This is a genomic window from Cellulosimicrobium sp. NPDC057127 (assembly GCF_042670945.1).
Classification (GTDB): domain Bacteria; phylum Actinomycetota; class Actinomycetes; order Actinomycetales; family Cellulomonadaceae; genus Cellulosimicrobium.
In genome coordinates, this window is sequence record NZ_JBHUUP010000006.1 from 42,458 (window position 1) to 64,819 (window position 22,362).

Annotated in this window: 22 protein-coding genes; 10 read left to right on the top strand and 12 right to left on the bottom strand. The window is 74.6% G+C overall.

Annotation, left to right across the window (positions count from 1 at the left end):
* Positions 1-6: 6 nt before the first annotated feature.
* The 4 genes from ACFTZA_RS07610 to pgi all read right to left on the bottom strand — a co-directional run bounded on the left by ACFTZA_RS07610 (position 7) and on the right by pgi (position 3,542).
* Positions 7-423 carry an ATP-binding protein gene (locus ACFTZA_RS07610; protein WP_378192458.1) on the bottom strand — a complete coding sequence of 139 codons (417 nt, stop codon included), beginning with the start codon at positions 421-423 and terminating at the stop codon, positions 7-9.
* On the bottom strand, positions 420-824 hold the full coding sequence (locus ACFTZA_RS07615) for an STAS domain-containing protein (RefSeq protein ID WP_378192461.1): 405 nt from the start codon (positions 822-824) through the stop codon (positions 420-422). The genes ACFTZA_RS07610 and ACFTZA_RS07615 overlap by 4 nt, the downstream gene beginning before the upstream one ends.
* A complete protein-coding gene (locus ACFTZA_RS07620) occupies positions 821-1,657 on the bottom strand; it encodes an STAS domain-containing protein (protein ID WP_378192463.1) in 837 nt (278 codons plus the stop codon). Before ACFTZA_RS07620 ends, ACFTZA_RS07615 begins: the two co-directional genes overlap by 4 nt.
* Before the next feature lie 157 nt (positions 1,658-1,814).
* A complete protein-coding gene (gene pgi / locus ACFTZA_RS07625; protein ID WP_378192465.1) occupies positions 1,815-3,542 on the bottom strand; it encodes a glucose-6-phosphate isomerase in 1,728 nt (575 codons plus the stop codon).
* Between the two features lie 144 nt (positions 3,543-3,686).
* Here pgi and ACFTZA_RS07630 point away from each other — a divergent pair, with 144 nt between their 5' ends.
* Positions 3,687-4,265 carry a dienelactone hydrolase family protein gene (locus ACFTZA_RS07630; protein ID WP_378192467.1) on the top strand — a complete coding sequence of 193 codons (579 nt, stop codon included), beginning with the start codon at positions 3,687-3,689 and terminating at the stop codon, positions 4,263-4,265.
* A gap of 17 nt (positions 4,266-4,282) precedes the next feature.
* Here the strand turns inward: ACFTZA_RS07630 and ACFTZA_RS07635 are convergent, their stop codons facing one another.
* The 3 genes from ACFTZA_RS07635 to ACFTZA_RS07645 all read right to left on the bottom strand — a co-directional run bounded on the left by ACFTZA_RS07635 (position 4,283) and on the right by ACFTZA_RS07645 (position 7,128).
* A complete protein-coding gene (locus ACFTZA_RS07635; RefSeq protein ID WP_378192469.1) occupies positions 4,283-5,476 on the bottom strand; it encodes a GNAT family N-acetyltransferase in 1,194 nt (397 codons plus the stop codon).
* Positions 5,473-6,675: a GNAT family N-acetyltransferase gene (locus tag ACFTZA_RS07640; RefSeq protein ID WP_378192471.1), complete on the bottom strand. Its 1,203-nt coding sequence runs from the start codon at positions 6,673-6,675 to the stop codon at positions 5,473-5,475. The genes ACFTZA_RS07635 and ACFTZA_RS07640 overlap by 4 nt, the downstream gene beginning before the upstream one ends.
* A 186-nt stretch (positions 6,676-6,861) precedes the next feature.
* Entirely contained in the window at positions 6,862-7,128 is a 267-nt protein-coding gene (locus tag ACFTZA_RS07645; RefSeq protein ID WP_378192473.1) for a GlsB/YeaQ/YmgE family stress response membrane protein, read from the bottom strand.
* Between the two features lie 144 nt (positions 7,129-7,272).
* On the opposite strand from ACFTZA_RS07645, the gene ACFTZA_RS07650 reads away from it, so the two are divergent.
* Positions 7,273-7,650 carry an RNA-binding S4 domain-containing protein gene (locus ACFTZA_RS07650; protein ID WP_378192475.1) on the top strand — a complete coding sequence of 126 codons (378 nt, stop codon included), beginning with the start codon at positions 7,273-7,275 and terminating at the stop codon, positions 7,648-7,650.
* 129 nt (positions 7,651-7,779) lie between these two features.
* Here ACFTZA_RS07650 and ACFTZA_RS07655 read toward each other — a convergent pair whose 3' ends face one another.
* Both ACFTZA_RS07655 and ACFTZA_RS07660 read right to left on the bottom strand, forming a co-directional pair.
* Complete coding sequence (locus ACFTZA_RS07655; protein ID WP_378192477.1) at positions 7,780-8,733, bottom strand: hypothetical protein; 954 nt, start codon at positions 8,731-8,733, stop codon at positions 7,780-7,782.
* Positions 8,734-8,951: 218 nt separating this feature from the next.
* Entirely contained in the window at positions 8,952-9,539 is a 588-nt protein-coding gene (locus ACFTZA_RS07660; RefSeq protein WP_378192479.1) for a 1-acyl-sn-glycerol-3-phosphate acyltransferase, read from the bottom strand.
* A 225-nt stretch (positions 9,540-9,764) separates the two neighbouring features.
* On the opposite strand from ACFTZA_RS07660, the gene ACFTZA_RS07665 reads away from it, so the two are divergent.
* The 3 genes from ACFTZA_RS07665 to ACFTZA_RS07675 are packed head-to-tail and all read left to right on the top strand — an operon-like array spanning position 9,765 to position 13,326.
* Positions 9,765-10,970 (top strand): ROK family protein, encoded by a 1,206-nt coding sequence (locus tag ACFTZA_RS07665; protein WP_378192481.1) that lies wholly within the window; start codon positions 9,765-9,767, stop codon positions 10,968-10,970.
* The gene (locus ACFTZA_RS07670; RefSeq protein ID WP_378192483.1) at positions 10,967-11,908 is read left to right on the top strand and encodes a polysaccharide deacetylase family protein; all 942 of its coding nucleotides are present in this window, start codon (positions 10,967-10,969) and stop codon (positions 11,906-11,908) included. Before ACFTZA_RS07665 ends, ACFTZA_RS07670 begins: the two co-directional genes overlap by 4 nt.
* The gene (locus ACFTZA_RS07675) at positions 11,905-13,326 is read left to right on the top strand and encodes an MFS transporter (RefSeq protein WP_378192485.1); all 1,422 of its coding nucleotides are present in this window, start codon (positions 11,905-11,907) and stop codon (positions 13,324-13,326) included. Before ACFTZA_RS07670 ends, ACFTZA_RS07675 begins: the two co-directional genes overlap by 4 nt.
* Positions 13,327-13,336: 10 nt before the next feature.
* Here ACFTZA_RS07675 and ACFTZA_RS07680 read toward each other — a convergent pair whose 3' ends face one another.
* Positions 13,337-13,879: a MarR family winged helix-turn-helix transcriptional regulator gene (locus tag ACFTZA_RS07680; protein ID WP_378192487.1), complete on the bottom strand. Its 543-nt coding sequence runs from the start codon at positions 13,877-13,879 to the stop codon at positions 13,337-13,339.
* 91 nt (positions 13,880-13,970) lie between these two features.
* On the opposite strand from ACFTZA_RS07680, the gene ACFTZA_RS07685 reads away from it, so the two are divergent.
* Together ACFTZA_RS07685 and ACFTZA_RS07690 are read left to right on the top strand one after the other, a co-directional pair.
* Entirely contained in the window at positions 13,971-14,882 is a 912-nt protein-coding gene (locus tag ACFTZA_RS07685) for an LLM class flavin-dependent oxidoreductase (protein ID WP_378192489.1), read from the top strand.
* Positions 14,879-17,218: an LLM class flavin-dependent oxidoreductase gene (locus tag ACFTZA_RS07690; protein ID WP_378192491.1), complete on the top strand. Its 2,340-nt coding sequence runs from the start codon at positions 14,879-14,881 to the stop codon at positions 17,216-17,218. The genes ACFTZA_RS07685 and ACFTZA_RS07690 overlap by 4 nt, the downstream gene beginning before the upstream one ends.
* 98 nt (positions 17,219-17,316) lie before the next feature.
* On the opposite strand, the gene ACFTZA_RS07695 is transcribed toward ACFTZA_RS07690, so the two are convergent.
* Both ACFTZA_RS07695 and ACFTZA_RS07700 read right to left on the bottom strand, forming a co-directional pair.
* Positions 17,317-17,760, bottom strand: a complete 444-nt coding sequence (locus ACFTZA_RS07695; RefSeq protein ID WP_378192493.1) for a transferase — start codon at positions 17,758-17,760, stop codon at positions 17,317-17,319.
* A gap of 167 nt (positions 17,761-17,927) precedes the next feature.
* Positions 17,928-18,929 (bottom strand): LacI family DNA-binding transcriptional regulator, encoded by a 1,002-nt coding sequence (locus ACFTZA_RS07700; RefSeq protein ID WP_378192495.1) that lies wholly within the window; start codon positions 18,927-18,929, stop codon positions 17,928-17,930.
* Between the two features lie 165 nt (positions 18,930-19,094).
* On the opposite strand from ACFTZA_RS07700, the gene ACFTZA_RS07705 reads away from it, so the two are divergent.
* From ACFTZA_RS07705 to ACFTZA_RS07715, 3 genes are read left to right on the top strand one after another with little or no spacing between them, the layout of a single operon-like run.
* Positions 19,095-20,390 carry an extracellular solute-binding protein gene (locus ACFTZA_RS07705; RefSeq protein ID WP_378192497.1) on the top strand — a complete coding sequence of 432 codons (1,296 nt, stop codon included), beginning with the start codon at positions 19,095-19,097 and terminating at the stop codon, positions 20,388-20,390.
* The gene (locus ACFTZA_RS07710) at positions 20,390-21,418 is read left to right on the top strand and encodes a carbohydrate ABC transporter permease (RefSeq protein ID WP_378192499.1); all 1,029 of its coding nucleotides are present in this window, start codon (positions 20,390-20,392) and stop codon (positions 21,416-21,418) included. The genes ACFTZA_RS07705 and ACFTZA_RS07710 overlap by 1 nt, the downstream gene beginning before the upstream one ends.
* The gene (locus ACFTZA_RS07715; protein ID WP_378192502.1) at positions 21,415-22,317 is read left to right on the top strand and encodes a carbohydrate ABC transporter permease; all 903 of its coding nucleotides are present in this window, start codon (positions 21,415-21,417) and stop codon (positions 22,315-22,317) included. Before ACFTZA_RS07710 ends, ACFTZA_RS07715 begins: the two co-directional genes overlap by 4 nt.
* Positions 22,318-22,362: the final 45 nt, after the last annotated feature.

Below are 22,362 nucleotides of genomic sequence, written 5' to 3' on the forward strand. Positions count from 1 at the left end.
CCGCGCTCACCGGGACCAGGTGGCGATCTCGACGCGCGTGCCCACGCCGGGTGCGGTGTCGATCGTGAAGTGCTGCACGAGGCGGCGCGAGCCGGACAGCCCGAGACCCAGCCCGCTGCCGCTCGTCCAGCCGTCCGTCAGCGCGAGGTCGAGGTCCGGGATGCCGGGGCCCTCGTCGCTGAACACTGCGCGCACACCCGTGCGGGCGCCGTCGGACACGAGCTCGACCTCCGCGTCGCCGCCGCCCCCGTACACGAGGGTGTTGCGCGCGAGCTCGCTCGCCGCGGTGACGAGCTTCGTCTGGTCGACGAGCGACAGCCGCGCCTGCTGCGCGAGCGAACGGACGAGCTGACGGACCTTGACCACGTCGGAGTCGGCGCGCACGGGCAGGCGTTCGGCCGGCTCCGACGCCGCGGCGGTCATCCCTCCTCGCGCTCGGCGGCGGCGAGGAGGATCTCCTCGGCCGACCGCTCCTCGGGCCGCAGCAGCGCGAGCCCGCGCTCGACGTCGAGCGCCGTGCGCACGTCCCCGAGCGAGAGCCCGAGCTCGACCATGGTGATGGCCACCGCCGGACGCATCCCGACGACCACGGTGGTGGCGTCGAGCACGTGCGAGATCGCGGCGACCGACGCGAGCATGCGACCGATGAAGCTGTCGACGATCTCGAGGCCGGAGATGTCGATGACGACGCCGCGCGCGCCGGTGCGCGTGATGCGCTCGGCGAGGTCCTCCTGCAGCCGCAGCGCCGTGTCGTCCTGGAGGTCGACCTGGATCGAGACGAGCAGCGTCGAACCGATCTTGAGGATCGGGACGCCGTCGCTCATGCGGGGGTCCCGGCCGCGGCCTTGCGGCCGCTCGCGCGCAGGGCGTCGACGAGCGCGTCCGCGAGCGACGCGCGCGTGCGGATGTCGCCGAACTCGATGCCGAGCGCGACGATCGTCTGCGCGATCTGCGGGCGGATGCCGCTGATCGTGCACTCCGCGCCCATGAGTCGCGCCGCGACGACCGTCTTGAGCAGGTGCTGCGCGACCTGGGTGTCGACGGCCGGGACGCCGGTGATGTCGATGATCGCGTGCTCGCTGCCCGTGTCCACGAGCGTGTTGAGCAGCTTCTCCATGACGACCTGCGTCCGGGCGGAGTCCAGCGTCCCGACCAGCGGCACGGCGACGATGCCGTCCCAGAGCTTGACGACCGGCGTCGACAGCTCGAGCAGCTGCTCGGCCTGCTCCGAGATGATCGCCTCGCGCGCCGCGGCGAACGTCTCGAAGGTGAACAGGCCGAGCTCGTCCACGAGCCGCAGGAGCGGCGTGACGTCGACCGCGACCTCGTCGTCGGAGGTGAGGCGGTACAGGCCCTCCTTGAGCGCGAACACGCCGATCGCCGTCTCGCGCGGCGTGAAGCCGAGGCGCGCGCGGGCGGCGGACACGTCGGCGAGGATGCCCCGCAGCTGGTCGAACGCGGCGTCCGGCAGCGCGGTCCCGCCCGACTTCAGCCCGTCGAGCAGCGCGTCGAGGATGTCGGACTGCTCGCGCTCCAGCTCGCCGCGCGTGGTCCGGCCGCGCAGCTCGGCGGCGGCCGCCTCGAGCCAGGCGACGCGGACGGTGTCCACGTGCTCGGTGAGGGTGCGGACGAGGGTCTCGGGGGCGACGGGTGACATCGCAGGGCTCCTTCCAGGAGGGCGCGACCGGCCCGCGGACGCACGGGGGTCGCCGAGAGTCTACGCAGGCGTGCGGACGCCGCTCACCGAGGCGCCCGGATCGGGCACCCCGGCGAGCAGCGCGAGCGACCGGCTGGTGCGAGCGGCGGGTCGGCGCTCAGCCGCGCAGGTCGAGGTAGCGCGTGATGAGCTCGGCGGTCGACGGGTCCTGCGCGTCGAGCGCGTCCGCGTCGCCCGTCAGCGCGGGCGCGATCTCGAGCGCGAGCTTCTTGCCGAGCTCGACGCCCCACTGGTCGAAGCTGTCGATGCCCCACACGACGCCCTGCACGAACGTGATGTGCTCGTACAGGGCAACGAGCTGGCCGAGCACGCTCGGCGTGAGAGCGGGCGCGAGGATCGACGTCGTCGGCCGGTTGCCGGGGAACGTGCGGGCGCTGACGAGGGACTCGTCCGTGCCCTCCGCGCGCACCTCGTCCGCGGTCTTGCCGAAGGCCAGCGCCTTCGTCTGCGCGAAGAAGTTCGCCATGAAGAGGTTGTGCACGTCCGCGCCGGGCTGGACCGCGCCGCCGTCGCCCACGGCGTCGACGAGCGGGTGCGCCGGGTTCGCCACGGCGATGAAGTCGGCCGGGACGAGCCGCGTGCCCTGGTGGATGAGCTGGTAGAACGCGTGCTGGCCGTTCGTGCCCGGCTCGCCCCAGAAGATCTCGCCCGTCTCGGTCGTCACCGGGGAGCCGTCCCAGCGCACGCGCTTGCCGTTCGACTCCATCGTCAGCTGCTGCAGGTACGCCGGGAAGCGGTGCAGGTACTGCGCGTACGGCAGGACGGCGTGCGTGTGCGCGTCGAGGAAGTTCACGTACCAGACGTTGAGCAGGCCCATGAGGACAGGCACGTTGTGCGCGAACGGGGTGGTGCGCACGTGCTCGTCCATCGCGTGGAAGCCTGCGAGGAGCTCGGCGAACCGCTCGGGCCCGATCGCGATCGCGAGCGACGTGCCGATCGCGGAGTCCACCGAGTAGCGTCCGCCCACCCAGCTCCAGAACCCGAACGCGTTCTGCGGGTCGATGCCGAACTCCTCGACCTTGTCCAGCGCCGTCGACACCGCGACGAAGTGCTTCGAGACGGCGTCGCGCCGGGCGTCGTCGGAATCGTCGAGCGCGCCGGCCTCCGCGAGCCCCGTCCACAGCCAGTCGCGCGCGAGGCGGGCGTTCGTCAGCGTCTCCAGCGTCGTGAACGTCTTCGACGCGACGACGAAGAGCGTCGTGCGCGGGTCGAGGCCCGCCGTCGTCTCCGCGAGGTCCGTCGGGTCGATGTTCGAGACGAACCGGACCTCGATGTCCTCGTGCTTGTACGGCAGCAGCGCCTCGTACGCCATGACCGGGCCGAGGTCGGAACCGCCGATCCCGATGTTGACCACCGTGCGCACGCGCTCGCCCGTCACGCCCGTCCACTCGCCCGAGCGCACCCGGTCGGCGAAGCCGTAGACCGTGTGGAGCACGTCGTGCACGTCCGCGTCGACGTCCTGGCCGTCGACCACCAGACGCTGGTCGTCGCCGAGCGGCGCGGGCCGGCGCAGCGCCGTGTGCAGGACGGCGCGGTCCTCCGTGACGTTGATGTGGTCGCCGGCGAACATCGCGTCGAGACGGCCGCCGAGGTCGACCTCCTCCGCGAGGCGCACGAGGAGCTCGAGCGTCTCGTCCGTGACGAGGTTCTTGGACAGGTCCACCGTCAGGTCCGCCGCCTGGTGCGTCAGTCGCGGCGCGCGGTCCGGGTCGGCCGCGAACCAGGCCCGCAGGTCCGGGGCGAGCGCGTCGCGGTGGGCGGTGAGCGCGTCCCAGGACGAGGTGGTGGTGGCGTCGACGGGCGGAGGCACGGGCGAGGAGGTCATGGGCACCAACGTAGTGACCGACCGTGTCGCGCGACCACCCGTCCGCCCGTCGTCGGGCCGTTCGTCCTCCGGGCGGCGGGCCGTCGCCCCAGGCTCCACCATGGACGGGGCGGCGCGACCGGCGTGCCGCGGGACGGAGGAGACATGGCCGAGGTGCTGCTGTTCCACCACGCCCTGGGTGTCACGCCCGGGGTCGAGGAGACGGCACAGGTGCTGCGCGACGCCGGCAACGTGGTCCACGTGGCCGACCTGTTCGAGGGCCAGACGTTCGGCTCCCTCGAGGAGGGCGTCGATCACGCGGAGGAGCTAGGCTTCGGCACCCTCCTCGAGCGGGGCCGGGCCGCCGCGGACGCGCTCCCGCCCGGGCTCGTCTACCTCGGGACGTCGCTCGGGGTCCTGCCGGCGCAGGCCCTCGCCCAGACGCGCCCCGGGGCGAAGGGGGCCGTGCTCCTCGAGGCGTGCATCCCCGTCACCGAGTTCGGGGAGGAGTGGCCGGCCGAGGTGCCCGTGCAGGTGCACGGCATGGACGACGACCCGTTCTTCGCCGGCGAGGGCGACGTCGACGCCGCGCGCGAGCTCGTCGAGGCGAGCCAGGACGCCGAGCTGTTCCTCTACCCCGGCGACCGCCACCTGTTCACCGACCTGAGCCTGCCGTCGTACGAGCCGGAGGCCGCCGCGCTCGTCACCGAGCGCGTCGTGCGGTTCCTCGACGGCATCCGCTGACCGTCGTCAGGCCGGCGTCAGGCCGGCGGGTCGAGCCGGAGCTGCCACTCGGCGTCGACGCTCGCGGGCGCGAAGCCCAGCGCCACGTTGATGGCGAGCATGTGGGCGTTCTCCTGCGCGTTCCAGGTGTGGACGCGGCGCGCCGCCGGGCGGGAGCGGGCGAGCTCGTCGACCACCGCGACCTTGACGAGCATCCCGAGGCTCCTGCCGCGGTGCTCGCGCAGGACGAGCGTGTCCTCCTGGTAGACGACCTCGGGCTTGTCGTGGGGGAGGGACACCATCGAGAAGCCCGCGAGCGAGCCCGTCGGCACGTGCTCCGCGGCGGCGACCACGAAGCCCTGACCGCGGTCGTGGACGTCCTGCAGCGTGGTGCGCACGCGCTGGGCGTCCCACGGGTCCTCCTCGATCTCCAGGCCCGCGCTGGGCGCGTCGGTGCTCATGCGCGTCTCCAGCACCGCGAGCTGGTCGAGCCACTCCTCGGGCACGTCGTCCGTCCACACGTGGACGCGGTAGTCGGCGGCACGCTCCGTCGCCGCCGCTCGCAGCGGGTCCAGGCGCTCTGCCGGGACCGGCAGCCCGAGCGTCGAGTGGCGCTGGACCTGCTCGAGCGTGAAGCCGCGGCCCAGCACGAACCGGGTCGCCGCGGCGTCGCGGGGGACGCGGCCGCTGCCCGTCGGCGCCTCGAGCGCGTCCGGGCCGGGGGAGGGCTCGGGGGCGAACGACGAGTCGCCCTGGACCACGCTGCGCCCGGCATCGCGGGCGAGCGCGAGCGCGTCGTCCCACAGCGCCGTCCCGACGCCGCAGCGCCGGTGCTCCGGGTGCACCGCCACGTGGACGAGCGCCACGTGCGTGCTGCCCTCCAGCGGCAGCGACACCATCGAGCGTCCCACCACGTCCTCGGGGCGCGCCGGGCTGCCGGGCGCCGCGCCGTCCGCGACGGCCACGCGTCGCACCGTGCGCCGGTAGTCCCCGCTCGCCACGGTGCCGACCACGGTCCCCGCGTCGAGGGACAGGTCCGTGTGCCCGTACACCTGGGTGTCGACCGCCTCGCTGACGAGGACTGTGCCGTGCACCGCCCACGCCTCCGGGGCGTCGAGGTCGGCGGGGACCACGACCGTCTCGATCCGCAGGGGACCGGGCGCCGTCGTCGGCTCCCCGAGGCCGGTCGTGGCCTGGCCACCACGCGTCGTCGTGCTCACGCGCTCGCTCATGCGGTCTTCCCCTCGCCCGGCCCGGCAGCGCCGACCCTCTTCTGCCAGGACGCCCACGTGCCCGCGGGCCGGAAGCCGAGCGCGACGTTGATCGCGAGCATGTGCGTGTTCTCCTCGGCGTTGCCCGTGTGCACGCGCCGGCCCTCCGGGAGCGCGTCGCGCAGGGCCTCCAGGTTCGCGACCTTCACGAGCATCCCGAGCCGCCGGCCCCGGTGCTCGCGCAGGACGAGCGTGTCCTCCTGGTGCACGACAGCGGGGCGGTCCCGCGGGAGCTCCAGCACCGTGAAGGCGGCGAGCGTGCGCGTCGGCACGTGCTCGGCGACCGTCATGAGGAAGCCGTAGCCCCGGCCGCGGAGCTGGTCCACCCAGGTGCGCACCCGGTGCGCGTCCCACGGGTCCTCGCCGTAGTCCACCCCGCCGACCGGTGCGTCGGTGCTCATGCGCGTGAACAGCACGGCGACGTCGTCGGCCCAGGCGTCGGGGACCTCGTCCGTCCACGTGAGGGTGCGGTACGCGTCCCCGGCGACGGCGCGCGCCTGCGCACCGTGCCGTCCGAGGACGTCGGGGGGCACCGGCAGGTCGAGCTCCGAGTGGCGGTCCACCTGCTCCAGCGCGTACCCGTGCGCGAGCGCCAGCCGTGCACCCGGGGCGTCGGCGGGCACGCGACCCGACCCGGTCGTCGCCTCGATCGCGCCCGGGCCCGCCGGTGGCTCGCTGCCGTGCGCCGTCGCCGAGTACAGGACGCTGCGCCCCGCGTCGGTGTGGAGGCGCTCGCCCAGCGCGAGCAGCGCCGCGCCGATGCCCCGTCGGCGCGCCGTGGCGCGCACGAACGGGTAGAGCTCGCCCAGGTGGGTGTTGCTCGTCACGGGACGGCACAGGAACAGGTGCGCGACGACGTCGTCCACGGCGGGGCGTGCGGCGCCGGGCCCGTGCGCCGCGTCCAGCGCGTCCGCGCGCACGACGACGAAGCGCTGCTTGTGCGCGTACTCCTGGTGCTGCATCCCGGAGAGCACGTCGCGCGGCGCGAGCGCCATGTCGGCGTGCCCGTGCGTCTCGCGCTCGATCTCGTCGTCGATGTCCGCGACCGCGCGATACGCCCACGCGTCGGGCGCGTCGACGTCGTCCGCGTGCGGCGCCTCGACGAGCACGAGGCCCGGGGGCAGCCCGATCTCGGGCGACGGGGCGGTGACGCTGCTCATACCGGTCAGCGTGCCGGGGGTGGGCGCCGTCGTCCACGGAAATTGCGCCGGCAGGGCCCGTGCGGCGCCGAGCCGGGACGCCGGGCGACGCGGAGACCGGCGCTCCCGGACGCGCGAACGGCCCGGTCCGTGCGGACCGGGCCGTTCGGCTGCCGTGCGGCCGTCGTGGACGGCCGACGAGGGGTGTCAGGCGCGCTTGCGGTTCGTGAACCACGACCAGAGGAACACCACGATGAGGGAACCCAGGAGCGCGAAGCCCCACGTACCCAGGTCGAAGAACTCCTCGTTGACGTCCGTGCCGAACACGGCGGAGGCGATGAACCCGCCCAGCAGGGCTCCGAGGACGCCGAGGATCAGCGTGACGATCCACCCGCCCTTCTGCTTGCCCGGGACGATGGCACGTGCGATCGCGCCCATGATGAGGCCGATGACGATCCAGCCGATGATGCCCATCTGTGTCTCCTTCTCCCTCGGTGAGGAACAGGACTATCCGGATATACCTCCCGGACGGTCTGGCTAGACGCTCCCACGTTCACAGATCCTTCGCACGCCGAGCAGCGGCGGACCGTGCACACCTCACCCTCGTAGGCTCGGAGGGTGACGAGCGAGACGACGAGCGCCCGGGTCGACAGCTGGCTCTGGGCCGTCCGCGTGTTCAAGAGCCGGTCGCAGGCGACCGCGGCCGTGAAGGCCGGGCACGTGCGCGTCAACGGCGAGCGCGCGAAGCCGGCGACGAACGTCAAGGTGGGCGACCGCGTCGTCGTGCGCGGCGGCCTCGTCGAGAAGGTGCTCGTCGTGGAGAAGCTGCTCGTGAAGCGGGTCTCCGCGCCCCTCGCGGCGGAGGCCTTCACCGACCAGAGCCCGCCCCCGCCGCCCCGCGAGCTCGCCGTCCCGCTGGCCGTGCGCGACCGCGGCGCCGGCCGCCCGACCAAGCGCGAGCGGCGCGAGATCGACCGCCTGCGCGGCCGCGGCTGACCGGGCACCGCCAGCGGTCGAGTGCTGCACCCCGGGTCGAGTGCTGCACCTCGGGTCGAGTGCTGCGTCCCGGGTCGAGCGCTGCGTCCGTGCACGCAGCGCTCGCGCGGGGACGCATCTCTCGTCCGGTCACCAGAGTTCCGTCCGGCGGGGGTGCGGCACGACGGCGCCCGACGGGAGCCGGCGGCGAACGCGTGCGGCGAGCTCTTCCTCCTGGCGGAGGTCCGCGCGTGTCACGCGGACGACGCGCCAGCCCTCCTCCTCCATCGCCTCCTGACGGCGCTTCTCCTCGAACAGCACGCGCGCCGGGTCGCCGCCCGCGAGCTCGCCGTACTTCACGAAGCCGTCGAACTCGACGAGGAGCCGCCACTCCGCCCAGCCCATGTCGGCGCGGAACCGGCCGAGCCGCGTCACCACCGGGACCTGGGTCCGTGGGGCCGGGAGCCCCTGCCGGAGCAGCGCGTAGCGGGTGGCCGACTCCCCGGGGCTCTCCGACCCGCCGTCCGCGACGTCGATGACCGCGCGTGCACGGACGACGCCGCGGCCACGGCTGGATGCGGCACGTCGCCGCAGCTCGTCGTGGGAGACACCGCGCCGCAGTGCGGCGTCGACGACGACCAGCCCGTCGCGCGCCGGCAGCGAACGGGCGCAGTCGACGACGGTGCGGGCGAGCGTCGTCACCGGCAGCCCGTCGCGGGTGGCGAGGTCGTGCGGCGCGATCACGCTCCGGTGGCGCACGACGTCGGCGCCTGCGCCGCGGCCCGGGACGTTGCGCTGCACGACGTGCACGCCGCGCGGCAGCGCCCACAGCGGCAGGCCCCACAGCAGAGCTGCGCTCGGCCCGCAGAACCAGTGCGCGCCCTCGAGCTGCCGGGAGACCGCCTCGATCCTGGCGCGCGCGGCGGCACGTGCGTGGCAGGGCGAGGGCCGTGCGCCCGTAGGTGCGCCCCCGAACAGGTACGCGCCGCGACGCAGCCGGGTCGCCGTGCCGTTGCCCAGCGCCTCGACGATCACGGCCCGTGGGACTTCTGCGGCGAGGACCGCACGGCTCCGCACGCCTCGTGTCGATTCGTCGTCGTCCATCGGGCGACCGTCGCAGAGCGCTGCGGGCGACGGCATGCTCGACCAGCGACCTGTGGACGGGGCTACGCCGCGTGCGGACTGTGGACGAGCACGCGCCGGGCGTCCGGCCGCCGCGCACCCCCCGGTGCGGCGAGTGCTGCGTCGGCGCGCGGGCGCTGCGTCGACGGACGCATCACTCGGTCACGGACGCAGCGCTCGGTCGGACGTGCAGCGCTCGGTCAGCCCGCGGCGGGGCCGGTGTCCTCCTCGCGCAGGCGCGGCTCGGTGCGCAGGGACGGGTGCACGCCCGACTTGTCGGCGTAGAAGGCGCGGACGACGTCCATGTCGGCGCGCACGTCGCCGGTGAGGTCGACGGTCGGGCCGAGACCGGTGGTCATGGTCGTGCGGTCCACGTACCCGAGGGTCACGGGGAGGCCGGCCTCGCGCGCGATCCGGTAGAACCCCGACTTCCAGTGCGTGCCGGCGCGGCGCGTGCCCTCGGGCGTCACGACGAGCGAGAACACCTCGCCCGCGCGGATGCGCGCGACGACGTCGGCGACCACACGGGCCGGGTCCCGCCGGTCGACGGGGATGCCGCCGAGAGCGCGCATGAGCGGCCCCGCGGGCCCGGCGAACAGGGTGTGCTTGCCGAGCCAGCGCACGTGGATGCCGGTGCTCCACGCGATGGCGAGCATGAGCACGAAGTCCCAGTTCGAGGTGTGCGGGGCGCCGACGAGCACCGTCGGGCGGCGCGTGTCGTAGGGCTCGGAACGGAGGGTCCAGCGGCTCGTCGCCCAGTAGGCGCGGGCGATGGCTCGGCGGATCACGACGCCACGGTACCCGGGGCCGGGCACCGGGCCGCACACCCGCCCGGGCGCCGGACCGCCGCCGCCGGGTCGTCGACGCGTTCCCCGGGAGCGGTCGTGCGCCGGGCGGTGCACAGGGGCGGTGGGTGCCGTCGACAACCGTCGGGGGCGTGGTTAGTCTCCCCGGGGAGGCAGGGCGCGTCCGGCGTCCCGCCGCTCACGTCCCGACCCGTCGACGGAGACCGCATGGACCTGTTGCTCGCCGGCTCTCCCGCCCCGCTGCGCACGTTCCACGCGCGTGCCGTGCTCGACGCGCTGTCCGCGGCCGGGCCGCTGACCCGGGCGGACGTCGCGGCGGCGACGGGGCTGACCCGGGCGGCGGTGACGCAGGCGGTGCGGTCGCTCGTCGGGACGGGCGTCGTCGTCGCGTCGGAGCCGGGCCCCGACCAGCGGGGACGGCCGACGGCGCGCTACCGCGTCAGCACGGACCACGGCCTCGCCCTGGGGGTCGACGTCGCCCGCGACCGGGTGCGCGTCGCGCTCGTCGACGTCACGGGTGCGGTGCGTGCCCGGGCCGAGCGCCGCGACGTGAAGGCGAGCCCGACGGCGCGCGCCCGCGCCGCCGCCGAGCTCGCCCGGGGGTGCGTGGCCGACGTGGCCGCCCGGCTCGAGCCCGCACCGACCATCGAGGTGCGGCGCGCGGTCGCGGCCGTGCCGGTCATCGTGGGCGCCGACGGCACGACGATCCGGCGCGTCCCGGGCTTCGAGAAGGGCGGCACGGCGCTGCACGACGCGCTGCAGGACGCGCTCGGCTGCCCCGTGCGGCTGGAGAACGACCTCAACCTCGCGGCGGTGGCCGAGCAGCACGACGGCGTCGCGCGCGGTGCGGGCACGTTCGTCGTGCTCGGGCTCGGCGACGGCTTCGGTGCGGGGATCGTCGTCGACGGCCGCCTCCACCGCGGCGCGCGCGGCGGCGCGGGGGAGATCTCGTTCCTGCCGCACCCGGAGCGGCCCCTGGGCGCGGAGACGCTGGGCGCCGGCTCGCTCACCGCGCTCGCCAAGGAGCACGGGCTGCCCGACGACGTCTCGGTGCGCGAGGTCGTGGACCGCGCGGAGCGGGGCGACCTCGTGGCCGACGACGTGCTCGACGTCGTCGCGGAGCGGGTCGCCGTGGTCGCGGGGTCGATCGCGCTCGTCCTCGAGCCCGAGCTGTTCGTGCTCACCGACCAGGCGGCGCGCCCGCCGCTCGCCGAGCGGGTCATCCGGTACCTCGCGGAGCGGATCGCGGTGCTGGACCTGCGGGTGCTGCCGTCGACGATCGGCCCGGACGCCGTCGTGCTCGGAGCCGCGCACGCGGCGAGCGACGCGCTGCGCGAGGACGTGCTCCGCGCGGCGCTCGCGGTCGACGTCGGCCCGGAGGACGACCGCGCCACCGACGAGGAGCCGTCGTGAGCCCCGACCTCGCAGCGCGGATGGGCCTCGAGCCGGGTACCCGCGCCGTCATCGTCAACGCGGACGACTTCGGCATGTGCCGCGCCGCGAACCGCGCCGTCGCGGACCTGCTGCTCGCCGGCCACGTCGACTCGGCGACCGTCATGGTCCCGTGCGCCTGGGCGCCGGACGCCCTCGCGTTCGCGGCCGCCCACCCGCAGCTCGACGTCGGCGTGCACCTCGTCCTGACGAGCGAGTGGACGCGCTACCGCTGGCGGCCGCTCACCGGGACGGGCACCTCCCTGGTCGACGCCGCGGGCTTCTTCCCCGTCGACGTCGCGACCGTGGAGCGCGCGGCGCGGGCGGAGGACGTCGCCGCGGAGCTCGCCGCGCAGCTGGACGCGGCGCTCGCGGCCGGGGTGGACGTCACGCACCTCGACAACCACATGGGCTCGGTCTACGGGCTCGAGACGGGGCGCACGTTCCTGCCGCAGGTGTTCGAGCTGGCCGCCCGTCACGGGCTGCCGTTCCGGCTGCCGCGCACGATCGAGGGCATGGGCCTGCCGGACGCCCTGCAGCCCGTGCTCGACGAGGCGACCGCCGCGGCGGACGCGCTGGGTGTCGTGCTGCCCGACCGGCTGTGGACGCACCCGTTCGCGCTGGCGGGCGCGGGGACGCCGGAGGAGGAGGACTACGCCGACGTCAAGGCCGGCTTCCTCGACCTCCTGCGCCGCGTGCCGGCCGGGGTCACGGAGATCTACCTGCACCCCATGCTCGACGACGACGAGCTCGGCGACGTCGTCGACCACTCCGCCGCCAAGCGCGGCTTCGAGAACCGGCTGCTCCGGGACCCCGACGTCGCGGCGGTGATCGCGTCCGAGGGGCTCGTGCGCGTCGGGTGGCGCGACCTGCGGGCGGTCCAGCGCGGCGAGCGCGCCGACGCGGCGGCCGTGCGGTGAGCGGACCGGGCGGTCCGCACGGGCTCGCGCCGTCGGGCACGTGGCTCGATCGCCTGCGCGACCGGCGCCTGGACGGCGCGCCGACACGCGCGCGGACGGTCGCCTACGGGGCGTCCGCGTTCCCCGCGAACCTGCTGCTGCAGACGTTCTCCGCGTTCGTCGTGTACTTCTACGTCGACCACCTCGGGGTCCCGGCGGGCTGGGTCGCGGGCGCGATGGTCGCGCACGGGGTCCTCAACGCGCTGCTCAACCCGCTCGTGGGTGCGGCGTCCGACCGGCGTCGCACCCGCTGGGGGCGCCGCGTGCCGTGGATCGGCCTGGGGGTCGTGCCGCTCGTCGTCGCGTTCGCGCTCGTGTGGACTCCGCCGCCGCTCGGCCCGACGGGCCTCGTCGTGTGGTTCCTCGTCGTGGTCGCCGTGTACGACGTCGCCTACGTCGTGGTCGTGCTGAACGTGTCGGCGCTGTTCCCGGAGATCTTCCGCACGACGGCGGAGCGCGCCCGAGGCAACGCACCGCGCCAGGTGTTCGGGCTCGTCGGGATGATCCTCGGCACCGCGGGCGCTCCGCTGCTGTACGGGACGGTCGGCTGGACGTGGATGGCCGTGGCGCTCGCGGTGGTGAGCCTCGGCTTCTTCGTGTGGTCGCTCGTCGGGATGGTCGAGCGGCGCGTGGACGTGGCCGCGGTGCGCGAGCGCGAGACGGGCGTGCGGTTCGCCGACCAGCTGCGGTACACGTTCGCCAATCGCGCGTTCGTCACCTACGTGCTCGGGTCGCTGCTGCTGCAGAGCACGACGGCGGTCGTCCTCGCCGCGGTGCCGTTCTACGTGCGCTACGTCCTGGGCGGCGAGGAGGCGGACGCGACGCTGCTGCTCGCACCGATCTTCGTCGCGGCGATCCCGTCGATCCTCGGCTGGTCGTGGGTGGTGCGGCGCGTCGGGCCGCGCACGGCGATGCTGTGGGTGGTCGCGGTCTACGGCCTCGCGACGTGCCTGTACCTGGTCCCGTCCACGGTGGCGGGCGCCGCGGTGGCGGGTCTCGTGGTGGGGGTCGGCGTCGCGGGGCTCATGCAGGTGCTCGAGGTCGCGCTCGCCCAGGTCGTCGACGACGACGAGCGCCGGACGGGGCTGCGCCGCGAGGGCATGTACTTCGGGGCGAACGGGTTCGTGGTCCGGGGTTCGGTGATCGTGCAGGCCGTGCTCGTCGCCGGGGTGCTGGGCGCGAGCGGGTACGTCGAGGGTGCCGCGGCGCAGGCGCCCGAGGTGGCGACGGGGGTGCGGCTCCTGCTCGGTGGCGCGCCGGTCGTGCTCGCCGCGCTCGCGTTCGTGTGCTTCTGGTTCTACCCGCTGCGGGGCCGTGACGACGACGCCGTGGCGCAGGCCGAGGCCTCCCCGACGGCGGCGGACCCGCTGCCGAGATAGGGGAGAGCCGCTACGTCGTGCGCGCGCCGAGCTCGTGCTCGGCGACGACGCACGGGTCGGTCCCGGCGTCGACGTCGCGCAGGTCGCACGCGACGCGGCGCACGAGCGTGCGGAACGTGCGGCGCTCCTCGGGCGAGAGGGCCTGCAGGAGCGAGTCCTCGGCGTCGTGCACCTGTCCGGCGAGCTCGGCGAGCCGACGGCGCCCGGCCGGCGTGGCGACGACGCGGCGTGCTCTCCGGTCGGCGGGGTTCTGCTGCCGCTCCACGAGCCCGGCCGCGACGAGGTCGTCGACGAGGTACGTCATGACCGTGCGGTCGATGCCGTGGTGCTCGGCGAGCGCGAGCTGCGTGGGCTGCTCGCCCTGCACGACCGTGACGAGCACCTGGTAGCCGCGCGTCCCGTGCGGCACGTCGACGAGGGCTTCCTCGACGGTCGCGCGGTAGGCGCGCAGCAGGACGCCGAGGTGCCAGCCGAGGTCCTCGTGGCGGCCGGGGACGGGCGCGTCGACGTCCGGCGTGCGGGGCGACGCCGCGTCTGCGGTGGTCGTGGTCATCCTCCGAGGGTAGTCCCGGGAATGCTGTTGATCCACCCATCTGTTACGGATATGTTCTGCTCTACAACGCATCTCCACGGATCGAGGACCCATGGACTACGGCCACGAGCTCCGCTTCGGCTCTTTCATCACGCCCTCCGCCGCGTCGCCGCGCGACGTCGTCGACCTCGCGGTCCTCTCCGAGCAGGCGGGGCTCGACCTCGTGACGTTCCAGGACCACCCCTACCAGCCGGCCTTCCTCGACACGTGGACGCTCCTGTCGTGGGTCGCCGCGCGGACCGAGCGCGTGCGCCTCGCGGGCAACGTGCTCAACCTGCCGCTGCGCCCGCCCGCGGTGCTCGCACGCGCGGTCGCGAGCCTCGACCGCCTGTCGGGCGGGCGCGTCGAGCTCGGCCTCGGCGCCGGCGGGTTCTGGGACCCGATCGTCGCCATGGGGGGCGAGCGCCTGACACCCGGGGAGAGCGTCGACGCGCTCGAGCAGGCGATCGACGTGGTCCGCGGGCTCTGGGACACGTCGACACGCGAGCGGCTCGTCGCCGGCGGCGAGCACCACCACGTCGACGGGGCCAAGCGCGGCCCTGCCCCGGCGCACGACGTCGAGATCTGGCTCGGCGCCCTGAAGCCCCGGATGCTCCGGCTCGTCGGGGCGAAGGCCGACGGGTGGCTGCCGTCCCTGCCCTACCTGCAGAGCATCGAGGCGTTCGCGCGCGGCAACGCGACGATCGACGACGCGGCGCGTGCCGCCGGGCGCGACCCGGGCGCGGTGCGGCGCCTGCTCAACGTCGGCGGACGGTTCACGGCCGAGGGCGGAGGCGGCTTCCTCCAGGGCCCGCCCCGCCAGTGGGCCGAGCAGGTCGCGGCCGTCACCCTCGAGCACGGCGTGTCCACGTACGTCGTCATGGGCGACGACTCGACGACGCTCGCCGTCCTCGGACAGGAGGTCGCGCCCGCCGCGCGCGAGCTCGTCGCGGCCGAGCGCGCCCGGACCGAGGTGCGCGCATGAGCGACTACGGCCACCCCTTGCGCTTCGGCACGTTCGTCACGCCGATCGCCGAGGACCCGGCCGCGACCGTCGCCCGCGCGCGGCTCGCCGAGGACCTCGGCCTCGACCTCGTGACGTTCCAGGACCACCCGTACCAGCCGCGGTTCCTCGACACCTGGACGCTGCTGTCGTACGTCGCGTCGGCGACCGAGCGGATCCACGTCGCGCCGAACGTGGCCAACGTGCCGATGCGCCCGCCGGCCGTGCTCGCGCGCGCCGCCGCGAGCCTCGACCTGCTCTCGGGCGGCCGGGTCGACCTCGCGCTCGGCGCCGGGGCGTTCTGGGACGCGATGGAGGCGATGGGCGCGCGACGCCTGTCGGCGGGGGAGAGCGTCGACGCGCTCGCGGAGGCCGTCGCGGTGATCCGTGGGCTGTGGGGCCAGGGCGACGCACCTGGCGCCGGGCGCGGGGGAGTCCGCGTCCCCGGGGCGCACCACCACCTCGCGGGCGCCGAGCCCGGCCCCGCCACCGCGCGCCGCATCCCGGTCTGGCTCGGCGCGCTCGGCCCGCGCATGCTCCGCCTCACGGGCGCCGTCGCGGACGGCTGGCTCCCGTCGCTCGGCCGCGTCGGCCTCGACGGCCTGCGCGCCGGCAACGCGACGATCGACGACGCAGCGGTCGCGGCCGGCCGCGACCCGCGCGAGATCGCGCGGCTGCTCAACGTGTCGGGCAGGTTCACGGACGCGCACACGGGCCCCGACGGCGATCGCGGCCCCGACGTCGTCGGCCCGCCCGAGGCGTGGGTCGAGCGGCTCCTCCCGCTCGTCGTCGACGAGGGCGTGTCCACGCTGGTCCTCGCGTCCGACGACGAGACCACGACCCGCCGCTTCGCCGAGGAGGTCGTGCCGGCCCTGCGCGCGGAGGTCGAGCGCGTGCGCGTCGCCGCGGGCACGGACACGAGCCGGCCCGTCCCCGCCGCGGTGCGGGCGCGCCGCCGGGAGGGCATCGACTACGACGCCGTCCCCGCGTCCCTCGCGGAGCGCGCCGTCGAGCCGGGCGACGCGGCGCACGTCGCCGTCCGCTCGACGTACCTGCGCGGCGGCGCGCCCGGCCTCGTCCTGCGCCCGCGCGACACGGCGGAGGTCGTCGAGGCGCTGGCGTTCGCGCGCGCCCAGGAGGTGACGGGCCGCGTGCCGCTCTCGGTCCGCTCCGGCGGGCACGGCATCAGCGGGCGCTCCACGAACGACGGCGGGATCGTCGTCGACCTCGGGGCGCTGGACGGCATCGAGGTGCTCGACGAGCGCGAGCGCCTCGTGCGCCTGGGCCCGGGCGCGCGCTGGGGCGACGTCGCTGCCGCGCTCGCGCCGTACGGCTGGGCGATCACGTCCGGCGACTCCGGGGGTGTCGGCGTCGGCGGCCTCGCGACCGCGGGCGGCATCGGCTGGCTGGGGCGCGCGCACGGACTGACGATCGACCACGTCCGCGCGGTGGAGATGGTCCTCGCCGACGGGTCCGTCGTCCGCGCGAGCGCGACCGAGGACGCGGAACTGTTCTGGGGCGTGCGCGGCGCGGGGGCGAACCTCGGCGTCGTCACGTCGTTCGAGCTCGTGGCGGACGAGGTCCCGGCGGTCGGGTTCGCGCAGATGGTGCACGACGCGTCGGACACGGCGGACTTCCTCGAGCGCTGGGGCGCGACCGTCGAGGCGTCGCCGCGCGACACGACGAGCTTCCTCCTCATGGGCCGGCCGCGGCCCGGGCAGCCGGTCGTCGCCCAGACGATGACCATGGTCGACTCCGACGACCCGGACGTCGTGCTCGAGCGCCTCCAGCCGTTCGCGGCGATCACCCCGTTGCTCCAGCAGGCGACGGCGCAGGTCGTGCCCTACGACGCCGTCGTGCAGGCGCCGCCGCGGGGACCGCACGGGGGCGAGGGGGAGCCGGTGGCCCGGTCGGGCCTGCTGGAGCACATCACCCCGGAGGCGGCCGCGCGGCTCGCCGGGCTCGTCGCGAGCGGCGACACGTACTTCTTCCAGATCCGCTCGACGGGCGGGGCGGCGTCGGACGTGCCGGCCGACGCGACCGCGTACGCGCACCGGTCGGCGAACTTCTCCGTCGCCGCGATGGGGGCGAGCCACGCGCGCCTCGACGCCCGCTGGGACGCGCTCGCCGACCTGTTCGTGGGCTCCTACCTGAGCTTCGACACGGACCGGCGGCCGGAGCGCGTCGAGGACGCGTTCCCGCCGGCGACGCTCGACCGTCTGCGGGCGCTCAAGCGGCGCGTCGACCCCGGGAACGTGTTCCGCGACAACTTCCCCGTGCTGGGCCCGCACGTGCTCGACGTCGTCGCGCGGCGGTGACCACGGGGACGCGCCGAACCCCGGGTCGTGCGCCGTTCAGGGGGTGGAACGACGCGTAACCCGGGGTTCGGCGACATGCGCCCGGTGGGACCGGGGTCTCACGCCGCGGTCTCGTACCGCGAGCGGCTCCCGGCCCGACGGCGCACGACCGCGTCGTCCGCGACGACGGTGTCCGGCAGCACCTGGACGCCGGGCTCGACGACGACGCGGCCGCCCACGCGAGCGCCGCTGCCGACGTGCGCGCGGTCGCCGACGCGGGTGCCGGGTCCGATGCGCACGTTGTCGCCGACGCGCACGTCGCGGCCGAGCGTGACGTCCTCGTCGAGCCAGCTCCCGGCGCCGACGCGGCAGCCGGGCTCGACGCGCGCGCCGGCCTCGACGTAGGTGCCCTCCCCGACGGGGACGTCGTCGGGGACGTCGGCGCGCGGCGACACGAGGCCGCCACCGGTGTGACGGACGTAGTGGAGGATCTCGCCGAAGTCGTTCTCGACCTGGACGCGGCGGGCGACGCGGCGCCGGGTTCCTCGGGCAGCCTGGACCATGGGACCTCCTCGGTCGGGTGGGCAGGATCTGCATGACATAACGTCCGGAGGGTCCTCGGGATTCCGGCGTACGGGTGCGAGAACCGGCGTTCCCGTGACGGTTTCGTGGTCCCCGGGTGGCGATCCCGTGGTGGGACTGTCGTGCTGGGGTCGGTCAGAGCGGCCGGTCAGAGCGGCCGGGTGGTCCCGCGCACGACGAGGCTGGTGGGCAGCCGCAGGTGTGCGTCGCGCGGGCGGCCCTCGACGAGGTCGACCACCATGCGCAGCGCCTCCGCACCCATGCGGTGGATCGGCTGGCTCACGGTCGTCAGCGGGGGGACGGTGAGCGCGGACTCCGGCACGTTGTCGAACCCGACGACCGAGACGTCGTCGGGCACGCGCAGACCGAGCTCGCGCGCGACCTCCATGGTGCGGATGGCGGACAGGTCGTTGGCCGCGAAGACGGCGGTCGGCCGGTCCGGCAGCGACAGGAGCTCGTGCGCCGGGAGGTCCGCGAGGTCGGGGCGGTACCCGCCGACGCGCAGGAGGTCCGGGTCGACGGGGATGCCGGCGGCGCCGAGCGCCTCCCGGTAGCCCTGCTCGCGCAGCCGTGCGGACTCCAGGTCGGGGCGGCCCCCGAGGAACCCGATGCGCCGGTGGCCGAGGCCGATGAGGTGCTCGGTGGCGACGCGCGCGCCCGCCACGTTGTCGGAGTCGACGGTCGGGGGGCCGGACGGGCCGCGGTGCGGGTCGACCGCGACCACCGGGATCGAGGCGCCCGGGGCGACGACGGTCGGCGTCACGAGGATCGCGCCGTCGATCAGGGTGCCGGCCAGCCGGGAGAGGTAGCGCTGCTCCCAGCCGACCCGGTCGTCGCGCCGCAAGCCGCCGGAGTATGCGAGCAGCTCGTAGCCCGTGTCCTCCACGGCCTCGGAGATGCCCTTCAGCAGCTCGGTGGAGAACGGCTCGAACTCCGCGACGAGGATGCCGATGACGTTGGTGCGCCGGCTGCGCAGGCTGCGCGCGACGATCGACGACTCGTACCCCAGCTCGGCGATGACCTCGTGGACGCGGGCCGACGTCTCGGGGGCGACGCCGTACCGGGCGTTGATGACCTTGGAGACGGTGGCGACGGAGACGCCCGCGCTGCGCGCGACGTCACCGATGGTCACTCTCCCGGTCGGTCGCATGGACCTGACCCTAACGCCTGCTCCCGACCGTGCCGGTGCTCCGTCGGCCGCGCGGCGCTGCCTCCGCGGACTTGTGTCGAAACCGTTATCGACATCGATTGACACGGCGGCAGGGCGAGCGCGAGACTCACGGGGATCCGTCAACGACGACCGAGGAGATCCCCGATGACGAGGAACAGGCGCGCGGCCTCCGTGCTGGCGCTCGGTGCGACAGTCGCCCTGCTGGCCGGGGCGTGCGGCAGCGGTTCCGGAGGTGGCGAGGCGGAGGGTGACGGCGACGTGACCCTCACGTGGTGGCACAACTCCAACAACGAGCCCGGGCGCGGGTTCTACGAGCAGGTTGCGGCCGACTTCGAGGACGCGAACCCGGGTGTCACGATCGACATCCAGGCCATGCAGCACGAGGACATGCTCACCAAGCTCGACGCGGCGTTCCAGACGGGCGACACGCCCGACGTCTACATGGAGCGCGGCGGCGGCGAGCTGGCCGACCACGTCGAGGCCGGCCTGACGATGGACCTCTCCGACGAGGCCGCGGACACGATCGAGAAGCTGGGCGGGTCGGTGGCCGGCTGGCAGGTCGACGACCGGACGTACGCGCTGCCGTTCAGCGTCGGGGTCGTCGGCTTCTGGTACAACGAGGCGCTGTTCGAGCAGGCGGGCATCACCGAGCCCCCGACGACGCAGGCCGAGCTCGACGAGGCCGTGCAGGCGCTCAAGGACGCGGGCATCGAGCCGATCTCCGTCGGCGCCGGCGACAAGTGGCCCGCGGCGCACTACTGGTACTACTACGGCCTGCGCGAGTGCTCGCAGGACGTCCTGACCGACGCCGTCACCTCGCTGGACTTCTCGGACGAGTGCTTCCTGCGCGCGGGCGAGGACCTCCAGTCGTTCATCGAGACCGAGCCGTTCAACGCGGGCTTCCTCGCCACGCCGGCGCAGGCCGGCCCGACGAGCGCCTCCGGGCTCCTCGCGACCGGCCAGGTCGCCATGGAGCTGGCCGGCCACTGGGAGCCGGGCGTCATGCAGGGGCTCACCGAGGACGGCCAGGGGCTGGGCGAGAACACCGGCTGGTTCGCCTTCCCGGCCGTGGAGGGCGGCGAGGGCGACCCCGCCGCGGCCCTGGGCGGCGGCGACGCGTGGGCCTGCGCGGCGGACGCCCCGCCGGAGTGCGTCGACTTCATCGAGCACCTGCTCTCCGACGAGGTCCAGACCGGCTTCGCCGAGAACTCCATGGGCCTGCCCACCAACCCCGCCGCGAGCGGCGCGGTGGCGGACCCGGCGCTCGCCGACCTGCTCACGGTCCGCGACGAGGCGCCGTACGTCCAGCTCTACTTCGACACGGCGTTCGGTGAGAACGTCGGCGGCGCGATGAACGACGAGATCGCGCTCATGTTCGCCGGCGAGGCCTCGCCGCAGGACATCGTCGACGCGATCCAGTCCGCCGCCGGCACCTCGTGATGAGCGTGGCAGACGACGCGCGCGCCCTCCGGGGTGCCGACGCCGCCGCTGCCACGCCCGGCACCGCCGTCCGTCCCGCCGCCGACCGCGCTCCCGCGCGGCCGGCGGCGGGAGGGGCTCCGCGCGGGCGCGGCGGCGTGAGCCCGGCGTGGCGCAAGCGGCTCGAGATCCTGTTCTTCGTCACGCCGGCGCTCGCGCTCTTCGCGGTGTTCGTCGTCGTGCCGGTCGTCCAGGCGGGGCGCTACTCGCTGTACGACTGGAACGGCCTCGGCCCGATGGACGACTTCGTCGGGTTCCAGAACTACGTGCGGGCGCTCGGCGACGACGTCTTCACGAGCGCCGTCCAGCACAACCTGATCATCGTCGTGCTGTCGATCCTCGTGCAGCTCCCGCTCGGCCTCGGCATCGCGCTCCTGCTCAACCGTGAGATGTGGGGACGCACGTTCCTGCGCGTCGTCATCTTCGTGCCGTACGTGCTCGCGGAGGTCGTCGCGGGCGTGGTGTGGTTCATGCTCCTGCAGCCGCGGGGCCCGGCCGACGCGCTCCTCGAGGCGGTGGGCCTGGGGAGCTTCACGCAGCTGTGGCTGGGCGACCCCGACGTCGCGCTGTACACCGTGCTCGTCGTCCTCACCTGGAAGTACCTGGGGCTGGCGGTGATCCTCTTCCTCGCCGGCCTGCAGGGCGTGCCGGAGGAGCTGTACGAGGCCGCGCAGCTCGACGGCGCGTCGTGGTGGCAGGTGCAGCGCAGGATCACGATCCCGCTGCTCGGCCCGACCATCCGCACGTGGGGGTTCCTGTCGATGATCGGCTCGCTCCAGCTGTTCGACATGGTCTGGATCCTCACCCAGGGCGGACCGGCGAACTCGACCGTCACGATGGCGACGTACCTCATCAGCCAGGGCACCGACCGCAGCCTCTACGGCTACGCGTCCGCCGTCGCGGTGCTGCTGTTCGCCATCTCGTTCGTCCTCGCGGCGCTGTACCAGCTCTTCGTCCTGCGTCGCGACAACAAGGAGGTCGCGTCATGACCGCCCCCGTCCTCGCGCCCCCCGCGGGCGCGCCGCCCGCGTCCGGCGGCGAGCTGCCGCGGCGCCGCCGGCGCTCGAACGCGTTCGCCGGCGGAGGCCCTCTCGTCTACGCGATCGCGCTCCTCGTCGTCGCGGCGACGCTCGGGCCGGTGGTCTACGCGATCCTCGGCGGGTTCCGCACCAACGCGCAGCTGGCCTCCGAGCCCGTGAGCCTCCCGGACCCGTGGGTGCTGAGCAACTACACGAACGTGCTCACGTCCGAGAGCTTCTGGCGGTACGCCCTGAACTCGACCGTCGTGGCGCTCGTGACCACGGTCGTCGTCACGGTCTTCGGCGTCATGGCCGCCTACCCGCTGGCCCGGTACCGGTTCCGCGGGCGGGACGCGCTGTTCCTCGTGTTCACGCTCGGGCTGCTCTTCCCGCTGACGGTCGCGATCATCCCGCTGTTCCTCATGGTGCGGGACCTCCAGCTCAACAACACGTTCTGGGGCGTGGCCCTGCCGCAGGCGGCGTTCGCGCTGCCGATGACGATCGTCATCCTGCGGCCGTTCCTCATGGCGCTGCCGAAGGAGCTCGAGGAGGCGGCGCTGCTCGACGGCACCTCGCGGATCGGCTTCTTCTGGCGGATCCTGCTCCCGCTCTCGGGGCCCGGCATGGTGACCGTGGGCGTGCTCGCGTTCGTCGCGTCCTGGAACGCCTACCTCCTGCCGCTGCTCGTCCTCAACGACCCGGCCGCCAAGACGCTGCCGCTCGGCGTCGCCGACTTCTCGACCGAGTACGCCTCGGACACCGCGGGCGTCCTCGCCTTCACGTCGCTCGCGATGGTCCCCGCGCTCGTGTTCTTCCTCGCGCTCGAGAAGCGCATCGTCAGCGGCCTGCAGGGAGCGGTGAAGGGCTGACACGGCCCCACCGCACCGCCGCACCACCGAAGGAGATCCGGTCCC